The sequence below is a fragment of the Microbacterium gorillae genome (assembly GCF_000826185.2).
GTDB classification, from domain to species: domain Bacteria; phylum Actinomycetota; class Actinomycetes; order Actinomycetales; family Microbacteriaceae; genus Microbacterium; species Microbacterium gorillae.
Map to the genome: position 1 here is coordinate 375,116 of NZ_LN648874.1, position 18,130 is coordinate 393,245.

Genomic DNA, 18,130 nt, shown 5'->3' on the forward strand with positions numbered 1-18,130 from the left:
GATCGCCGTATGCGCCTTTCGATGGCGGCCGACACGTTCGCCGAGCACCTGACGCGGGTGAGACGGCTCTCGCCGGCCACAGTGCGCGCGTACGGCGCGGATCTGCGTGACCTCATCGCCGCCTCCGGTGACCTCGAACTCGGTGACGTCGACCTGGAGACGCTGCGGGACTGGCTGTGGAAGGCGTCGCAGCGCGGAGACGCGCGCACCACGATCGCGCGCCGGACCGCCACCGCCCGGTCCTTCTTCGGCTGGGCCGCGGAAGAGGCACTCGTCCCGCACGACCCCGCGGTTCGCCTCGTCACCCCCAAACGTCCGCAGCGGCTGCCCACGGTGGCGACGGCGGACGGCGTCCGAGAACTGCTGGAGAACCTCGCGGCGCGGGCGGCGGAGGGCGACCCGGTCCTGTTGCGCGACTCGGCGATTCTCGAGCTCCTGTACGGCGCCGGTATCCGCGTGTCCGAGTTGTGCGGACTCCGCCTCGGCGACGTGGACCGGGATCGGGCGACCATGCGGGTGACCGGAAAGGGTGACAAGGAACGGGTCGTCCCGTTCGGCGCCCCGGCGCTGCGGGCGCTGAACGCATACGTGGTGCGTGCCCGGCCGATTCTGCGCGCGCGAGCGACCACCGCTCCGTCCGCTCTCTTCCTCGGTGCGCGCGGCGGACGGATCGGTCCGCGCACGGTGTACGACGTGGTGTCGCGTGAACTCGGCCCCGTCGTCGGCGCCGAGAAGGTCGGGCCGCATGCACTCCGTCACTCCGCCGCGACGCACCTCATCGACGGCGGTGCGGACCTGCGCGCCGTGCAGGAACTGCTCGGCCACGCGAGCCTCGGCACGACACAGATCTACACGCACGTCTCGTCCGAACGACTCACGGCCGTCTACCGCGTCGCGCACCCCCGCGCCTGAGCATCGGATGACTGCACCCCGAACTTTATCGCTCCCACGTCCGCCAGTTCCGGAGGCGTGAGGCTGCCGAAAGCGGGAGCGTCCCTGCGGTCGCTCTCAATTGCTGCAGTTCGGCGCGGGCGGTCTCAAGCGGCTAGTGCAACACCGGTGATGTTCTCGAAGAGTACTTCGCGGGGTTTGCGCCAGTCCAGGATGTGTCGGGGGCGGCGGTTGAGGAGGCGTTCGGCTTCGGCGAGATCGGCGTCGGTGACGTGGTTGAAGTCGGTGCCTTTGGGGTAGAAGTCGCGGATCAAGCCGTTGACGTTCTCGTTGGTGGGGCGTTGCCAGGGCGAGTGCGGGTCGGCGAAGAATACGGGGCATCCCGTCGCGATGGTGAAGTCTGCGTGGCGGGCCATTTCGGTGCCTTGGTCCCACGTGATCGAGGCGAACAACGTCTCCGGAAGGCGTTCGATCATCTGTTGCAGAACATCGATCACGGTCGTGGAATCGCGGCTGCCGGGGAGCCGGCCGAGCATGACGTAGCGGGAGCGTCGCTCGATCAGGGTGATGATGCCAGAGTTGTTCGGCCCGACGACGAGATCCCCTTCCCAGTGCCCCGGAACGGCCCGATCAGCGGCCTCCGCGGGCCGTTCACTGATCCGTGCTCCGTCGAGCCACGGCCGGCTGTCGCGACGGGGAAGCTTGGATTGCGGTTTCCTGCCGGCGCGTCCGGAACGAAGGGCCTTGGCAACGGTGAGCTCATGCCGCAACGTCCCGTAGCCCTGAACGTAGAGGGCTTGGTAGATCGTTTCGTGAGACACGTGCATCTCCGGCCTGTCGGGGAACTGCGTCTTCAGCTCGGCCGCGACCTGCTGCGGAGAGAGCTTGTCGTTCAAGCGTGCCACGACCGCGTCTCGGAGCACGGGATCGTCCAGCCGTCGGGGTCGGACTCGTTCCCGGTCTCGCAGCGCGACCTGATGAGCGGCTTCCGCGTGATACCGCCACTGACCGGCATGGAATTTCACACGGTGAGCGCGCAACTCTCGCGAGATCGTCGAGGGCGCCACCCCCAGCTCGCCCGCGATCTTCCGAATCGACACCGGTGGTCTCAGCCCCCGCGCGGCCTGCACGAAGGCACGATCAGCGAGCGTCAATCGCCGATACGAACGCCCCACCGGCGGCGCGACGCGCTCCGCGTCCACACGAGGTCCTCGAACACCACCACCGCGTCCCCTGACCAACTCCATGCCCGCGAGTCTGGCCCACAACGCCACCCCGTAGCGCGATACCCCGAGACCCTCCGCCGCCTCGATCGTCGATGCGCCACGCGCCAATCGAGACAAAGCCACCGACCACACACCCCACTCCACAGCAACCTCCTCAAACGAGGTGTTGCGCTGACCACCTGAGACGGCCCGGGCGGAACTGTCGCGAGTGGGAGCGACGGAGGCCGGCGCTTCATTCGCAGCAGGGGAGAAGAACCGCGCGACGCGCGCCGCCGAACAACCCGAGCGGATTGATGTACTCGCCGTTCCACCGGACGCCGACGTGCAGCCGTCCCTCTGCCACGTGCCCACCGGTCGCAACGGTGCCGACCGGCTGCCCTGCGGTGACCGCCGTGCCCGCCGGCACGAGCGCGTTCACCGGTTCGAGGGTCGTGACCAGTCCGTCGGCGTGGGCGATCGTGAGGAGCGGGCGATCGACGACGGTTCCGGAGAACGCCACGACCCCATCCGCCGGCGCCCGGACGAGGCCAGTGGCCGCGATGTCGATGCCGCGGTGCCCCGCACCGTAGCGCGTTGATGGCGCGCGGTAGGGCTCGGCGACCTCCCGTGGATTCTCGACCGGCCACACCCAGTGACCGGTGGGCGCGTCAGCGGCGGCGGACGTTCCGGCGCCGAGGATCAGGACCGTCACCAGGACGGCCGTGGGCAATGTTCGCCCGCGCCGACCGGAGTGCCCACGGGAGGCGCCGGAGAGGTTGCGGCGGGGGAGAGAGGACATGCCCCGATGTTCGTCGCGACAGCGCCTCGCGGCAGCCGACATCGACACAGACGGCACAGCCCACGCGGGGCTGGCGCGGGGGAGGAGACGGTGCGCGTCCGAGGCGGTCCCGACTGGTACACTGGATGACGCATCTCGTCTGTCGAGATGACTTCGCGTGCCCTGCACGACGGAAACGTCGTGGTCACGAAATCCCACCGGTCCCTTTCGAGGGCGGGAGCGCGTCCGGCACCAGGACTGCGGGAATCCCCGCACAACTCAACCGCAAGAACGGCGCCTCGTGCGCCCAGAACAGGAGAACGACCATGGCTGTCGTCACCATCCGCCAGCTGCTTGACGCCGGCGTTCACTTCGGACACCAGACCCGCCGGTGGAACCCGAAGGTGAAGCGCTTCATCCTCACCGAGCGCTCGGGCATTCACATCATCGACCTGCAGCAGTCGCTGGCTTTCATCGACCGCGCCTACGACTTCGTCAAGGAGACCGTCGCGCACGGCGGCACCGTCCTCTTCGTCGGCACCAAGAAGCAGGCGCAGGAAGTCATCGCCGAGCAGGCGACCCGCGTGGGCCAGCCGTTCGTGAACCAGCGCTGGCTCGGTGGTCTGCTGACCAACTTCGCCACCGTCTCCAAGCGTCTGCAGCGCATGAAGGAGCTCGAGGAGCTGGACTTCGAGAACCCGTCCGCTTCGGGCTTCACGAAGAAGGAGCTGCTGCTGAAGAAGCGCGAGCTCGACAAGCTGCACAAGTCGCTCGGTGGTATCCGCAACCTGACCAAGACGCCGTCGGCGCTCTGGGTCGTCGACGCCAAGCGCGAGCACCTCGCCATCGACGAGGCCAAGAAGCTCGGCATCCCGGTGGTCGGCATCCTCGACACCAACGCCGACCCGGACGACCTGCAGTACGCGATCCCGGGTAACGACGACGCGATCCGCTCCGTCTCGCTGCTGACCCGCATCATCGCGGACGCCGCGGCCGAGGGCCTGCAGGCCAAGCACAACCCGGCCGACGAGAACGTCGAGCCGCTGGCCGAGTGGGAGCGCGAGCTCCTCGAGGCTCCGGTCGCCGAGGGCGCCGAGGCCGAGCTCGTGGCTGCGGACTCCGCCGCCGACGAGGCCGGCGCTGAGGCCCGCGAAGAGGGCGTCGAGGCCGCAGAGGCAGAGGCTGAGAAGCCGGCCGAGGACACCGAGACCAAGTAAGCCCCGATGACGGGGCCGCCCGATCGGCGGCCCCGTCCTCTGACATCCACCACAGCGAGGAGCCACACACATGGCAAACTTCACCATCGCCGACATCAAGGCGCTGCGCGAGAACCTGGGCACCGGAATGGTCGACACCAAGAAGGCGCTGGAGGAGGCCGACGGCGACGTCGAGAAGGCCACCGAGATCCTGCGTCTGAAGGGTGCGAAGGGCAACGCGAAGCGTGCCGACCGCTCCACCAGCGAGGGCCTCATCGCCGCGTCTGAGCAGGACGGTTCCGTCACGATGATCGAGCTCGCCTGCGAGACCGACTTCGTCGCGAAGAACGAGCGCTTCATCGCGCTGGCCGACAAGGTGCTCGCCGCCGCGGCCGCCGCGAAGGCCGACTCCGTTGAGGCCGCCCTGGCCGCCCCCGCCGGTTCGCAGACCGTCGCTGATCTGATCAACGACGAGGCCGCGATCATCGGCGAGAAGGTCGAGCTGCGTCGCGTCGCCACCATCACCGGTGACAACTTCGAGGTCTACCTGCACCGCACCAACAAGGACCTGCCGCCGCAGGTCGGTGTGGCCGTGGCCTACACGGGCGACAACGCCGAGGCCGCTCGCGCGATCGCGCAGCACATCTCCTTCGCGAACCCCTCCTACCTCTCCCGCGATGACGTCCCCGAGGCCGACATCGACAAGGAGCGCGAGATCGTCACGAAGATCTCGCTCGAGGAGGGCAAGCCGGAGGCCGCCCTGCCGAAGATCGTCGAGGGCCGCGTGAACGCCTTCATCAAGCAGGTCGCCCTGCTCGAGCAGGACTACGCCCGTGACAACAAGCAGTCCGTGGCGCAGGTCGCCAAGGACGCCGGGATCACGGTCACCGCGTTCGCCCGCTTCAAGGTCGGCGCGTAACACCCGTCGGAGGGCCCGGATCGATTCGTCGGTCCGGGCCCTTCTTCACGCCCGCCTGTCCGATACCGTTGAACCGCGACGAGAGGAACACCACCCGTGACCACTGAAGAAACCGGACGCCGCCGCGTCCTGCTCAAGCTCTCCGGCGAAGCGTTCGGGGGTGGCCAGTTGGGCGTGAACCCCGACGTGGTCAGCCAGATCGCCCGCGACATCGCTGCCGCGGTGGACCGTGTCGAGATCGCCATCGTCGTCGGCGGCGGAAACTTCTTCCGCGGCGCCGAACTGAGCCAGCGCGGTATGGACCGCGGTCGTGCCGACTACATGGGCATGCTCGGCACCGTGATGAACGCCCTGGCGCTGCAGGACTTCCTGGAGCAGGCGGGCGCCGCGACCCGCGTGCAGTCCGCGATTCAGATGACGCAGGTCGCCGAGCCCTACATCCCGTTGCGCGCCGAGCGACACATGCAGAAGGGTCGCGTCGTCATCTTCGGCGCCGGTGCCGGACTGCCGTACTTCTCCACCGACACCGTCGCCGCCCAGCGCGCGCTGGAGATCGGAGCGGACGAGGTCCTGGTCGCCAAGAACGGCGTGGACGGCGTCTACGACGATGACCCGCGCACCAACCCGAACGCCCGCAAGCTCGATCACGTCACGTACTCCGACGCGCTGGTGCAGGGCCTCAAGGTCGTCGACTCCACGGCGTTCAGCCTGTGCATGGACAACGGGATGAACATGCGCGTGTTCGGCATGGAGCCGGCCGGCAATGTCACTCGCGCCCTCCTGGGAGAGCAGATGGGCACGCTCGTCACCGTCTGACATACCAGCCGGCACCATCCGGACCGATAGACTGGGTCCGGCATTTCGACCTGAATGGAGCACGTATGACCGCCAGCGTGATCGCCGACACCAAAGCCAAGATGGAGCGTGCCGTCGAGGCCGCGAAGGATGACTTCGCCACCGTGCGCACCGGTCGGGCCAACCCTCAGCTGTTCCAGAAGGTGATGGTGGACTACTACGGGTCCCCGACGCCGCTGGCTCAGCTCGCGTCGACCAACGTCCCCGAAGCTCGCACGATCATCGTCACGCCCTACGACAAGTCGGCGCTGAAGGCGATCGAAGAGGCCATCCGGAACGTCCCGAACCTCGGTGCGAACCCGACGAACGACGGAAACATCGTGCGCGTCACGATGCCCGAGCTGACGGAGGATCGTCGCAAGGAGTACGTCAAGCTCGTCAAGAGCAAGGCGGAGGACGCGAAGGTGCACCTGCGCGGTATCCGCCGCAAGGCCAAGGACGAGTTGGACGCGCTCAAGAGCGAGGTCGGCGAGGACGAGGTGGCGCGCGGGGAGAAGGAGCTGGACGCTCTGACGCGCTCTCACGTCGACCTCATCGACGACGCCCTGAAGCGCAAAGAAGCTGAACTGCTCGAGGTCTGATCGCCGATGACATCGGACCCTTCGAGGGAGCAGCCGACTGACCGGGCGAAGCCGGACGGCGCGGAGAACTCATCCGCGCCGTCCGGCCCGACCCGATCGGAGTTCGAGTCGCAGGTCGCGCACGCGCGGGAGAACCTCGAATCCCAGGTCGCGCACGCGCGGGAGAACATCGAGTCCCAGGTCGCGCAGGCGCGGGAGAGCTTCGACCTCGCGAATGAGCGGATCAAGGAGCGCACCGGCCGGGACCTGCTGCTGGCCATCGCCACCGGCGTCGTCATCGGTGCCGTGGTTCTCGGTTCGCTGCTGTTCCTGAAGGAGTCGTTCGTCGTCATCGTCCTCGCTGGCGGATTGCTGGCGACCTGGGAGCTGACCCGAGCGTTCCAGTCCGGCGGACGTCGGATCGACCTCGCCCCGCAACTGATCGTCACCGCCGGTCTGATCTGCTCCGCCTTCTTCGTGAACGCGTGGACCGTCTGGATGCTGCTGTTCGTCGGCATCGCGGTCATCGTGATCTGGCGGCTGCTGGCACAGATGTCCAGCAGCGACGGCCGGATCTACGGCGATGTGCTGGCCGACGTCATGGCCGGGGGCTTCATCGCGATCTACGTGTCGCTGTTCGCCTCGATGCTGGTGCTCCTGCTGCGCGAACCGCACGGCGAACTCTGGGCGCTGACCATGATCGCGGTCGCCGTGGCGGCCGACACGGGCGCTTACGTGACCGGCCTGACTCTCGGGAAGCACCCGATGGCGCCGCGCGTGAGCCCCAACAAGACCTGGGAGGGCTTCGCCGGAGGCGCCCTCTTCGCGCTCGTCGCCGGCGTCCTGATGTGCTGGCTGCTCATCGGCACGCCCTGGTGGGTCGGGCTCATCGTCGGCGCCGCCATCCTGGCCAGCGCGACGCTCGGAGATCTGGGGGAGTCCATGCTCAAGCGCGATCTGCGGATCAAGGACATGAGCTCCTGGTTCCCCGGACACGGCGGGCTCCTCGACCGCCTCGACAGCATCCTGCCGTCGGTGGTCGTCATCTTCGCTCTCTACCAGCTCTTCTCACCGCTGGCGGTGGCTTCGTGAGCGGCGGCGCGCCGTTCCCGCTCGCGGACGGACGCACGAAGGGCTACGAGCGTCGGGCTGTGGATGCGTTTCTCGGCCGTGCTCGTGGCGCGTTCGAGACGGCGGGGGGCATCGCCATGACGGCGGAGGACGTCCGACGCGTGGCGTTCCCCCTCGTCGCTTCCGGGTACGACATCGCGACGGTCGACGCCGCGCTGGGTCGCCTGGAGGATGCCTTCGCCGCGCGCGAACGCGAAGCGCGCATCGCGCAGCACGGCGTCGCGACCTGGGTCCGGGAAGCGCGGACGGATGCGCAGGTGATCCTGGAGCGGCTGACGCGGCCCCACGGGGAGCGCTTCCGCCGCGCCGGTGTGCTCACCTACGGGTACCGGTGCGATGAGGTCGACCTCGTCGCCGACAAGCTCGTGCGCTATCTGCGTGACGGGGAGCCGGTGACGGCTGAGCAGGTGCGCGCCGCCGCCTTCCGGATGCAGCGCAACGGTTATGCCGAGGAACAGGTGGACGCGCTGCTGGACGGCGTGGTCGAGGTCATGCTCGCGGTCACCTCCGGTCGAGCGTGACGAACCACCGAGATCCCGATAGACTCTGCTCATTGTGACCCCCGATAAGTCGACGAAAACAGTGAGTATGCGCCGCGAATGGCGGCTTGCGCAGAAGGAGACCAAACCTCCTCACACCCCACGGTGGGCTCGTCGACGCGGTGGGATGGCGGTCTTCTCCGTCCTCGCCGCCACCGGTCTCGCCGCCGCATCCGTGGTTCCCGCGGTGGCGGCGTTCTCCGACCCCGGTGTTCCGGTCACCTCCGTTGAGGCGGCGACCGCCTACGGACACGCCGTCGCCGGCGCGCAGGATCTCACCGCAGACGCGTCGGTCGTGACCAACGCCATCGACGAGCGCGGGTCTTACCAGACTTACGTGACGCCCACACCGACGCCCACGCCGACCCCGGAGCCCGAGCCGGAGCCGGCGGGGGAGTCGGACGGCGGAAGCCACGACAACTCCTCCAACGGCGGGTTCCCGCAGCAGTACACCGGCGGAGGGGCACCCGCGGAATGGATGGCGGCCGCCGGCATCGCGCAGTCCGACTGGGGATACGTCGACTACATCGTCAGCCACGAGAGCGGCTGGAACCCGAACGCCACCAACAGCGGCTCCGGCGCGTGCGGTCTGGTCCAGGCCCTGCCGTGCTCCAAGGTCGAGGGCAACGGCTATGACCCGGTGGACAACCTCCGCTGGGGCAATGGCTACGCGGTGGGTCGCTACGGCAGCTGGGGCAACGCCTACGCGTTCTGGACCGCCAACAACTGGTGGTGACGTCGGCAGATGCCCTCCTCCCGTCGTCGGAAGCGGACGGAGTCCTCGCAGCGAGCCGATGACTCCTTCGATCGCCTGCTCTCCGGCTGGAAGCGATCGGAGTCACGCCGCGGCGCGGAGTGGAATGTGCAGCCGGTCAGCGCTCAGCAGGCGGTGAAGGACTACATCTGCCCAGGGTGCGGACGGACGGTGGCCGCCGGCACCGCACACATCGTGGCCTGGCGGGCCGACGGCGTACTCGGTGACTCCGCGGACCTGAACGCGCGTCGGCACTGGCACAGGCACTGCTGGAAGATCGCGTGAGCGCGATCCGGGGAGTCATCGAGCTCCCCGCGCGGCGCGAGGACGTGCGGTTGCGCACGGCGGACGGCGAGACACTGGTCGGCGAGTTGGCCCTGCCCGAGCACGCCCGACCGGCGGCGATGCTCGTGCTGCTTCATCCGTTACCGACCGCGGGTGGCGACATGGAATCCCACGTCCTGCGGAAAGCCGCGGCCCGTCTGCCCGCGCTGGCCGGATTCGGTATTCTCCGGTTCAACACGCGGGGGACCTCCTCTCCGCGCGGCGCGAGCAGCGGCCGCTTCGGTGAAGGCGAGACCGAGGGCCGAGATCTCTCGGCCGCGCTGGCCTTCGTGCGCGAGCGCGAACTGCCGACACCGTGGGTGGTGGGCTGGTCCTTCGGAACCGAGATCGCCCTCAAGCACGGTCGCGAACACGAGATCGCGGGAACCGTGCTGCTCTCACCCCCGTTGCGGCGGACGAGCGTCACCGAGCTTTCAGCCTGGTCGGGCGATCCGCGGCCGATGGTCGCGATCGTTCCCGAACTCGATCACCTGCTCGCGCCGGAGGCGGCTCGCGAACGATTCGCGGTGGTCCCGCATGCACGCCTCGTGGCAGTCGCGGGGGCGCGCCACCTGTGGGTGGGGGAGACGCAGACCCGCCGGGTGCTGCAGGAGATCGTCGACGCGGTGCGTCCTGAGGTCGGACCGCTGCCGCTGGAGTGGTCGGAACTCAGCGCTCGTTCATCTGCGGAATGACGACCTGGCGGTAGACGATCAGCAGGCTGGCCGCGATGGGAATGGCGACGAGCGCGCCGAGCAGGCCCCCGAGCGCACCACCGGCCAGGGCGGCGATCACCACGACGGCTCCCGGAACCGCCACCGCTCGCCCCATGATGCGCGGCGAGATCACGTATGCCTCGATCTGCATGTAGATGAGGTAGTAGACGCCGGCCGCGATCGCCGCCCCGGGGGAGCCGACTTCAGGCAGCAGGCAGGCGAGCACGATGAACGTGGAACCAGTGATCGTGCCGACGAGGGGGATCAGAGATCCGCAGAAGGCGACGACGGCCAGGACGGCGGGGAAGGGCGCGTTGATGATGGAGAGGTAGAAGAAGCTCAGCACGCCGTTGATCGCGCCGAGGGAAACCTGGCCCATGACGTAGAAGCCCACCGAGTCGGTGATCTGCTCGGCGATGTCGACGAAGCGTCCGCGCTTGGAGGCCGGGACGAGCTGGTAGACCGCGGACTTCAGCGACGGCGTGCTGGCGGTCAGGTAGATCGTGAGGATCAGGACGATGAAGGCACCCATCAGGCCCTGAGCAAAGAGCAGGGTCGCGTTGATGAGCTGGCCGCCGACGTCCGTCCAACTGCCCAGCAGCCATTTCTGCGCCGACTCGAGGACCAGGTCGACGTCCAGGTTGGGGAAGACGTCATGCAGCCAGGTGGCGACGTCGTCCATGAGGTTCTGCGCGCTGATGAGCCGGGTGATCTGCTGCACCAGCTGGGTGATCTGCGGGACGACGACGGACAGGATGATCGAGACCAGGCCACCGAAGATCCCGAGGATGAGGACGACCGTGATCGTGACCGCGAGCCACCGCGCGAGTCCGCGTCGCTCCAGGAACGACACCACGGGATCGATGCCGAGGCTGAGGAACAGCGCCGTGCCGACGTAGAGCAGGACGAGCCCGAGGTTCTGCACCGCCATGAGGATGGCGATCCCGGCGCCGACCCCCAGCGTTGCGACGAACGCGGTGCGGAACGGGTTGTGGATCTTCATGGTGCCTTTCGCTGCCTGACCTCAGCAACGCTACCCGTGCGGCCGACGCGGACGCGGCAGCGACGGCCGCGTCGGGACAACTTTCAGATGTGTTCGGTAGGCTGATACGTCGAGTGTCTTGACGCTCCGGGTCCGGACCGGAGCTGTGAGGAGTTGTGTACGTGCGTTTCGTGTGGGCTGTCGTCTCATTCCTGCTCGCCGCTGTTCTCATCGGCGCGGGTGTCGCACAGCGCACCGTGTTCCTGGGAGAGACCAGCGCGCAGCAGAAGGTCGAGGTGACGGGATCAGCCCCGTACACCCTCATCGACGCGGCGGTGCTGGAGCAATCACCCGGCGCCCAGACGCTCATCGTCAAGGGCACCGGGCAGCTGTTCGCGTCGTACGGCCGCACCGATGACATGACGGCATGGCTCGCTGACGTCGACTACAACCACGTCACGTTGTCCAAGTCGGGAAAGGTGTCCTCCACTGCGGTCCCCGCCTCGGAGAGTGCTCCGGAGGTGACCGAGGCTCAGCAGAAGCAGCTGGACGCCGCAGCGGCCGCGAAGCAGATCGTCCCCCAGGCCGGGAAGCCGGCCGGGTCTGATCTGTGGCTCGACGAATACACCGACACGGATTCTCTGATCAAGGAGTTGCGTCTGACGGCGGGCCAGAGCGTGCTGCTGGCGACGGACGGCACCAATCCGGCCCCCGCCGATGTCACCGTGTCCTGGTCGAAGGACAACGCGACGCCGTGGGCCGGTCCGCTGATCGTGCTCGGTGGGATCGCCCTCCTGGTCGGCATCGTGCTGTACGTCCTGGCCATCCGGCACATGCGCCGCGGTCGCGGTCCCCGTCGTCGGGCGCTGCCGCCGCTGCCGGAGACGCAGCCGATCGCGACCGCCGATGCAGCGGCCCAGGACAAGGGCGTCGTCAGCACGTCCTCGCGCCGGTCGCGCTCCGGCCGCCGCGCCTTCATCGCCCTACCGCTGGTCGCGGTGACGGCCGTCGCGCTGTCGGGCTGCTCGTCGGACTGGTGGCCGCAGATCTCCGCATCCACGCCGACCCCGACGCCCAGCGAGACCGTCGTGGCCCCCGAGGGTCAGCAGGCGCCCGCCGTCACCGAACTGCAGGCGCAGCGCATCATCGACCAGGTCTCGCAGACGCTGGCGGCCGCCGACGAGGCGAAGTCGGCGGACATCGCGGCGACCCGGGCGACCGGTGCCGCGCTGGCCGAGCGCACGGCGAACTACACCCTGCGCGCGGCACTCGCGGATGAGCCGGCCACGGCCCCCGTGCCCGGCAAGCCGTACGAGATCGTGCTGCCGCAGGCCACCGACGCGTGGCCGCGGACGATGATGGCGGTCTGGCGTGACGCGGCCGACACCACGACCCCGCCGCGCATCATGACGCTGGAGCAGACCGACCCGTGGTCCGGCTACAAGCTGACCTACATCGGCCAGATGGAGGCGTCCGCGGAGATTCCCGCGCTCGCGCCCCCGGCCATCGGTGCCAACCTGGTTCCGCCGAACTCCAACCTGCTGACGATCGCTCCGGAGAAGCTTGCCGCGGCGTACGCCGACGTGCTGGACAAGGGCAAGGACAGCGCATACGCGGACCTGTTCGACCTCGAGAACGACGCGTTCGCGAAGAAGATCGCCGAAGGCCGCACGGCACGCCTGAACGCGTTCAACGAGAGCGCGAAGGAGCAGGACAAGGAGGACACCGGCAGCCTGACCTTCAGCGCGCAGGCGTCCTCGTTCGCTCCGATCGCTCTGCAGACCGTGCAGAGCGGCGCGCTGATCGCGGTGAGCGTCGACGAGGTCGACCTGGTCAAGGCGACGGACCCGGACGCGGTGATCAAGCTCGGTGACAACAAGCGCGTCGAGGCGCTGGCCGGAACCGCCGAGTCGGCGAAGGGCTTCAGCATCACCTTCGGCGACCAGCTCTTCTTCTCCGTCCCCGGCCGTGACTCCGGCGAGAAGATCCGACTCATCGGCTTCAGTTCCAGCACCATCTCCGCGGAGGTCATCAAGTGAGCGACGTCAACCCGGCCATGATGCGTGGGGCGGTGGACCTGTCCTCGTTGCGCAATCGTCCGGAGCCCGGTTCGCCGGCTGCTCAGGCCTCCACGATGCCGGTCGTCCAGCACGTCGAGGACGCCGATTTCCAACGCATCCTCGACCTGTCCCGTCGCGTGCCGGTGGTCGTGTACCTGTGGACCGAGGCGGCTGAACAGCGCGTGCAGCTCGCGCCGGTGCTGGAGCAGGTCGTCGCCTCAGCGGGCGGACGCCTGTTGCTGGCGGAGGTCGACATCGCCGCAAACCCGCAGATCACATCCGCGTTCGGCGTGACCGCGGATGCGGCCCCGCTGGTCGTGGCACTGGTGGCCGGACAGCCGGTTCCGCTGTTCAACGACGCCGCCCAGGAGGCACAGGTCGTTCAGGTGCTCGGCCAGTTGCTGCAGGTCGCCCAGCAGCAGGGCGTCAGCGGCGCCATCACTCCGGCAGCGGCGGAGAGCGCCGACGGTGAAGAGCCGGCCGAGGCACCGATTCCGCCGCTGCACGCCGAGGCGTACGACGCCATCGAGGCGGGCGACTACGACCGTGCGGTGAACGCCTACGAGAAGGCTCTGGCGGAGAACCCGAAGGACGCCGACGCGCGCGCCGGTCTCGGCCAGGTGAAGCTGCTGCAGCGCACGCAGGGCGTGGACCTGCAGGCGGTTCGCGACGCGGCCGCGCAGCACCCGCAGGACGTGGACAAGCAGTTCGCCGTGGCGGACATGGACATCGCCGGTGGGCACGTCGACGACGCGTTCGAACGCCTGCTGGATCTGTTCGCGGCGCTGCCGTCCGACGAGCGGACCCCCGTGCGCGAGCGTCTGGTGGAGCTGTTCGGTCTGGTCGGGGACGACGATTCCCGCGTCATCCGTGCGCGCGGACGCCTGGCCTCCCTCCTGTTCTGACACCGCGCGATCCCCTGCAGAACCGGGCGGACGGGGTCAGGGGGCCGGGAGACGGGGTCAGCCGGCGGCGAGGAGCCAGATGGTGCCGAGGGCCGGGAGAGTGATCGTGGCCAAGCCGTCATCGGCGGCGACGACCTCGCCCAGGTTGCCGACGCCGTGGCCGCCGAACTCCGTGGCGTCCGAGTTGAGCACCTCGTGCCACACGCCACCGGCGGGGAGTCGGATCGGCAGGTTCGCGATCTCCGCACCGGAGAAGTTCGTCAACGACACCAGGCAGCTGTCATCGTCCGCGGTGCGGGCGAATGCGACGACGTTCGGGTTGTGCGACGGCTCGCCCAGGCGCAGGAACGCGGCACCGTCGTGGTCTCGCTGCCACAGCGCCGGCGTGCGCGTGTAGACCGCGTTGAGCGCGCCGACGAAGTCCTGCAGGGCGCGGTGGCTGGGCTGGTCCAGGATCCACCAGTCCAGGCCGCGGCCCTCACTCCACTCGGAGAGCTGACCGAACTCCTGGCCCATGAACAGCAGCTGCTTGCCGGGGTGCGCCCACATGTAGCCGAGGTAGCCGCGGGCACCGGCGATCTTCGTGGCGTGATCGCCGGGCATCCGGGACAGCAGAGTGCCCTTGCCGTGCACGACCTCATCGTGACTGATCGGCAGGACGTACTGCTCGCTGAACGCATACGCGAAGGAGAAGGTGATCTCACCGTTGTGGTGGGAGCGGTAGAGCGGATCGCGCTGGACGTACTGCAGCGAGTCGTTCATCCAGCCCATGTTCCACTTGAAGCCGAAACCCAGGCCCCCCGCATCGGTCGGTGCGGTCACGCCGGGGTAGCTGGTGGACTCCTCGGCGATCATCGCGACGCCGGGGTGACGGCGGTACGCCGTGGCGTTGGTCTCCTGCAGGAATCGGATGGCCTCGAGATTCTCCCGACCACCGTGGATGTTCGGTTCCCACTCGCCGTCCTGGCGCGAGTAGTCCAGGTACAGCATCGAGGCGACCGCGTCCACGCGCAGTCCGTCCACGTGGAACTCCTCGAACCAGTAGAGCGCGTTCGCGACGAGGAAGTTGCGGACCTCGTTGCGGCCGTAGTCGAAGATGTACGTGCCCCAGTCCTTGTGCTCGCCGCGCCGCGGATCCGGATGCTCGTACAGCGGCTGGCCGTCGAATCGCGCCAGAGCGAAGGCGTCCTTGGGGAAGTGTCCCGGCACCCAGTCCATGATCACGCCGATGCCGGACCCGTGCAGGCGATCGATGAGGTACCGCAGGTCGTCCGGGCTGCCGAAGCGGCTGGTGGGCGCGTAGTAGCCCGACACCTGGTAGCCCCAGGAACCGCCGAACGGGTGCTCGGCGAGTGGCATGAACTCCACGTGCGTGAACCCGAGGGTGGTGACGTGCTCGATGAGCTGGTCTGCGGCATCACGGTAGGTCAGACCCGGACGCCAGGAACCCAGGTGCAGTTCGTAGATGGACATCGGATGCGCGGACGGCTCAGTGCGGGCGCGGTGCGCGATCCAGTCGCCGTCGTTCCAGGTGTACTCGGAGCGGGTGACCACCGAGGCGGTCGCCGGAGGCACTTCGGCGCGCTGGGCCATCGGGTCCGCCTTGAGGATCCACTCGCCGCGACGCGTACGGATCTCATACTTGTAGACGGTGCCGACGGCCATGGCCGGGACGAACAGTTCCCAGACGCCACTGGCGCCGAGCGAGCGCATGGCGTGGCCGCGCCCGTCCCAGTCGTTGAAGCCGCCCACGACACGGACACCGGTCGCGTCCGGAGCCCAGACCGCGAACGCGACGCCCTCGATGCCCTGGTGACGGATCGGGCGTGCGCCGAGCGCGTGCCACAGCTGCTCGTGCCGGCCCTCCGCGATCAGGTGCAGGTCCAGCTCGCCGAGCGTCGGGGTGAACCGGTACGGGTCATCGGCGATGTCGTGCACGCCACCGGCGTACTCCGCTTCGATCGTGTAGTCGGACACGGTGCCCGGAACGCGCGCCGCCCAGACGCCGTCGGCGACGTGCGTCAGCGGCACGGGACCGGTGTCGGTGATCGCGGTGACCGAAACGGCCAGCGGTCGCCGCACGCGGATGACGCTGCCGTCCCCGTCCGGATGGACGCCGAGCACGTCGTGGGGGGAATGGTGGCCGCCCTCGGCGATGGCGGTGATCAGTTCGGGTGCGATGTCCATGTCAGGCCTCCCGACGCACGTGCAGGATGTGGGCGGGCTGGGTGAAGGCGTCCAGTCGCACGTAGACGTGATCGGTCCACGTCCACTCCGCTCCGGTGAGCAGATCCGTGACCGTGAAGGCATCGCCGCGGGGGATGCCGAAGACCGTCGTGTCCAGGTGCACGGTCGTCTCGCGAACGGAGTGCGGATCGACGTTCACCACGACGATGATCGTGTCGGCGGCGCCGGTCGCGGTCAGCGCGCCGTCCAGGTGCTTGCTGAACACGAGGATGGCGTCATCATCGCTGGTGTGCAGCTCCAGGTCGCGCAGCTGACGCAGCGACGGGTGGGCGGCGCGGATCTCGTTCAGCCGCGTCAGCAGGGGCGCGAGGCTGTCGCCGCTGCGTTCGGCGGCGGCGAAGTCGCGCAGCTTGTACTCGTACTTCTCGTTGTCGATGTTCTCCTCGGCCCCCGGACGGGCGACCGATTCGAACAGCTCGAAACCGGCGTACACGCCGTAGAGCGGGGCCGCGGAGGCGGCGATGACCGCGCGCGTCGCGAACGCCGCTCGCCCGCCGAACTGCAGGTACTCCGTGAGGATGTCCGGCGTGTTCACGAACAGGTTCGGGCGGAGGAAGTCCGCCGTGTCGTGACTGATCGAGTCCAGGAACTCCTCGAGCTCGGCTTTCGTGTTGCGCCAGGTGAAGTACGAGTAGCTCTGCTGGAATCCGGCGGCGGCGAGAGCCTGCATCATCGCCGGACGCGTGAACGCCTCGGCCAGGAACAACACGTCGGGGTGCTCGGCGTTGACGGTGCGGATCAGCCACTCCCAGAACTGCAGCGGCTTGGTGTGCGGGTTGTCGACGCGGAAGATCCGGACTCCCTGCGCGATCCAGTGCCGGACGATGCGCAGCACCTCGGCGCGGATGCCCGAGGGGTCGAGGTCGAAGTTCACCGGATAGATGTCCTGGTACTTCTTCGGCGGGTTCTCGGCGTACGCGATCGTGCCATCCGGGAGCGTGGTGAACCACTCCGGATGCGCGGCCACCCACGGGTGGTCCGGTGCGGCCTGCAGGGCCAGATCGAGGGCGATCTCGAGTCCCTCGTCGTGTGCGCGGTCCACGAACGTGCGGAAGTCCGCGAGCGTACCGAGATCCGGGTGGACGGTGTCATGGCCGCCGGCCGCGCCGCCGATGGCCCACGGCGATCCGGGGTCGCCCGGACCCGGGGTGAGGGTGTTGTTCGGACCCTTGCGGTTGACCTCGCCGATCGGGTGGATGGGCGGCAGGTACAGCACGTCGAACCCCATGGCGGCGACGCCCGGCAGCCGCTCGGCGGCGGTGCGGAAGGTGCCGGACCGGATGCTGCCGTCGGGCAGGCGGACGGCGCCCTCGGAGCGGGGGAAGAACTCGTACCAGGCACCCACACCGGCGCGTTCGCGCTCGACGAGGAGCTCACGGCTCTCGCCGATCGAGACGAGGGACATCAGCGGTCGCGCACGGAAGAACGCGGCGAGGTCCGGATCGAGAACCACAGCGAGCGCCTGCTCCGGGGTGGTCGTCTTCGCGCGCAATGCGCGCGCGGCGGCGGTCAGACGCGTGCGGTCGGTGCTCGGCAGCTTCGGCTCAACCTTCGCCCGCTCGAACAGCAGGGCGCCCTGCTCCCGCATCACCGCGACATCGACGCCGGCCGGGATCTTCAACGATGCGGCATGGCGCCACGTCGCGTAATCGTCGCCGAACGCCTCGAACCGGAACCGCCAGGTGCCGCGCGCGAGCGGGGCGACCAGAACGTCCCAGTGATCCAGACCGTCACCGGTGGACTCCAGCCGGTGCAGCGACTCACCGCCGGCCGGATCGGTCAACCGGACCTGGACCCCGATGAGATCGTGCCCCTCGCGGAACACGGTGGCGCGGAAGGGGACCGCCTCGCCCGCGAACGCCTTCGGCGCGAAGCCGCCGGGAGCGCTCGGTCCGGTCTCGGTGAGGGGAATCCGGGGCGTGAGCGTATCGGCGTTCGCCTGCCAGGCCGTGACCGGCCGAAGCGGAATCGGGCGGACGCTGCGCCAGGTGTCGGGTCGGGTGCGGGTCTTGGAGGCTGCCACCCTTTGAACCTATCGCCCCCCGGGCGCTCCGCCTACGTCCGCCGA

At 68.7% G+C, this 18,130-nt stretch carries 17 protein-coding genes; 12 read left to right on the forward strand and 5 right to left on the reverse strand.

The window, feature by feature from the left end; all coding sequences use genetic code 11:
* Positions 1-9 precede the first annotated feature (9 nt).
* Positions 10-912 (forward strand): tyrosine recombinase XerC, encoded by a 903-nt coding sequence (locus BN1193_RS07705; protein WP_040165255.1) that lies wholly within the window; start codon positions 10-12, stop codon positions 910-912.
* A gap of 125 nt (positions 913-1,037) precedes the next feature.
* Here the strand turns inward: BN1193_RS07705 and BN1193_RS07710 are convergent, their stop codons facing one another.
* Positions 1,038-2,138: an IS30 family transposase gene (locus BN1193_RS07710; RefSeq protein WP_094770328.1), complete on the reverse strand. Its 1,101-nt coding sequence runs from the start codon at positions 2,136-2,138 to the stop codon at positions 1,038-1,040.
* A gap of 211 nt (positions 2,139-2,349) precedes the next feature.
* Positions 2,350-2,895: a murein hydrolase activator EnvC family protein gene (locus BN1193_RS07715; RefSeq protein ID WP_094770340.1), complete on the reverse strand. Its 546-nt coding sequence runs from the start codon at positions 2,893-2,895 to the stop codon at positions 2,350-2,352.
* 305 nt (positions 2,896-3,200) lie between these two features.
* Between BN1193_RS07715 and rpsB the strand changes: the two genes are divergently transcribed.
* The 9 genes from rpsB (at position 3,201) to BN1193_RS07760 (ending at position 9,847) form a co-directional block, all read left to right on the forward strand.
* The gene (rpsB, locus tag BN1193_RS07720; RefSeq protein ID WP_040165259.1) at positions 3,201-4,091 is read left to right on the forward strand and encodes a 30S ribosomal protein S2; all 891 of its coding nucleotides are present in this window, start codon (positions 3,201-3,203) and stop codon (positions 4,089-4,091) included.
* Between the two features lie 70 nt (positions 4,092-4,161).
* A complete protein-coding gene (tsf, locus tag BN1193_RS07725) occupies positions 4,162-4,989 on the forward strand; it encodes a translation elongation factor Ts (protein WP_040165261.1) in 828 nt (275 codons plus the stop codon).
* A 96-nt stretch (positions 4,990-5,085) separates the two neighbouring features.
* Entirely contained in the window at positions 5,086-5,805 is a 720-nt protein-coding gene (gene pyrH, locus BN1193_RS07730; protein WP_040165263.1) for a UMP kinase, read from the forward strand.
* 65 nt (positions 5,806-5,870) lie between these two features.
* Positions 5,871-6,425 (forward strand): ribosome recycling factor, encoded by a 555-nt coding sequence (gene frr, locus BN1193_RS07735; RefSeq protein ID WP_040165265.1) that lies wholly within the window; start codon positions 5,871-5,873, stop codon positions 6,423-6,425.
* A 6-nt stretch (positions 6,426-6,431) separates the two neighbouring features.
* Positions 6,432-7,496 (forward strand): phosphatidate cytidylyltransferase, encoded by a 1,065-nt coding sequence (locus BN1193_RS07740; protein ID WP_094770341.1) that lies wholly within the window; start codon positions 6,432-6,434, stop codon positions 7,494-7,496.
* Positions 7,493-8,056, forward strand: a complete 564-nt coding sequence (locus BN1193_RS07745; protein WP_040165267.1) for a DivIVA domain-containing protein — start codon at positions 7,493-7,495, stop codon at positions 8,054-8,056. Before BN1193_RS07740 ends, BN1193_RS07745 begins: the two co-directional genes overlap by 4 nt.
* Positions 8,057-8,201: 145 nt before the next feature.
* Entirely contained in the window at positions 8,202-8,810 is a 609-nt protein-coding gene (locus tag BN1193_RS07750) for an aggregation-promoting factor C-terminal-like domain-containing protein (protein WP_040165269.1), read from the forward strand.
* A gap of 9 nt (positions 8,811-8,819) precedes the next feature.
* Positions 8,820-9,113 carry a hypothetical protein gene (locus tag BN1193_RS07755; protein WP_040165271.1) on the forward strand — a complete coding sequence of 98 codons (294 nt, stop codon included), beginning with the start codon at positions 8,820-8,822 and terminating at the stop codon, positions 9,111-9,113.
* Positions 9,110-9,847 carry an alpha/beta hydrolase gene (locus BN1193_RS07760; RefSeq protein ID WP_094770342.1) on the forward strand — a complete coding sequence of 246 codons (738 nt, stop codon included), beginning with the start codon at positions 9,110-9,112 and terminating at the stop codon, positions 9,845-9,847. The genes BN1193_RS07755 and BN1193_RS07760 overlap by 4 nt, the downstream gene beginning before the upstream one ends.
* On the opposite strand, the gene BN1193_RS07765 is transcribed toward BN1193_RS07760, so the two are convergent.
* Positions 9,822-10,871, reverse strand: coding sequence for an AI-2E family transporter (locus BN1193_RS07765; protein WP_040165274.1), 1,050 nt, complete (start codon positions 10,869-10,871; stop codon positions 9,822-9,824). The two genes, BN1193_RS07760 and BN1193_RS07765, sit on opposite strands and share 26 nt — an antisense overlap.
* A gap of 161 nt (positions 10,872-11,032) precedes the next feature.
* On the opposite strand from BN1193_RS07765, the gene BN1193_RS07770 reads away from it, so the two are divergent.
* Positions 11,033-12,889: a hypothetical protein gene (locus BN1193_RS07770; protein ID WP_094770383.1), complete on the forward strand. Its 1,857-nt coding sequence runs from the start codon at positions 11,033-11,035 to the stop codon at positions 12,887-12,889.
* On the forward strand, positions 12,886-13,815 hold the full coding sequence (locus tag BN1193_RS07775; protein WP_040165278.1) for a tetratricopeptide repeat protein: 930 nt from the start codon (positions 12,886-12,888) through the stop codon (positions 13,813-13,815). The genes BN1193_RS07770 and BN1193_RS07775 overlap by 4 nt, the downstream gene beginning before the upstream one ends.
* A gap of 57 nt (positions 13,816-13,872) precedes the next feature.
* Here the strand turns inward: BN1193_RS07775 and glgB are convergent, their stop codons facing one another.
* Positions 13,873-16,002, reverse strand: coding sequence for a 1,4-alpha-glucan branching protein GlgB (gene glgB / locus BN1193_RS07780; RefSeq protein WP_040165280.1), 2,130 nt, complete (start codon positions 16,000-16,002; stop codon positions 13,873-13,875).
* A gap of 1 nt (position 16,003) precedes the next feature.
* Positions 16,004-18,085, reverse strand: a complete 2,082-nt coding sequence (locus BN1193_RS07785; RefSeq protein ID WP_407662099.1) for an alpha-1,4-glucan--maltose-1-phosphate maltosyltransferase — start codon at positions 18,083-18,085, stop codon at positions 16,004-16,006.
* Positions 18,086-18,130: the final 45 nt, after the last annotated feature.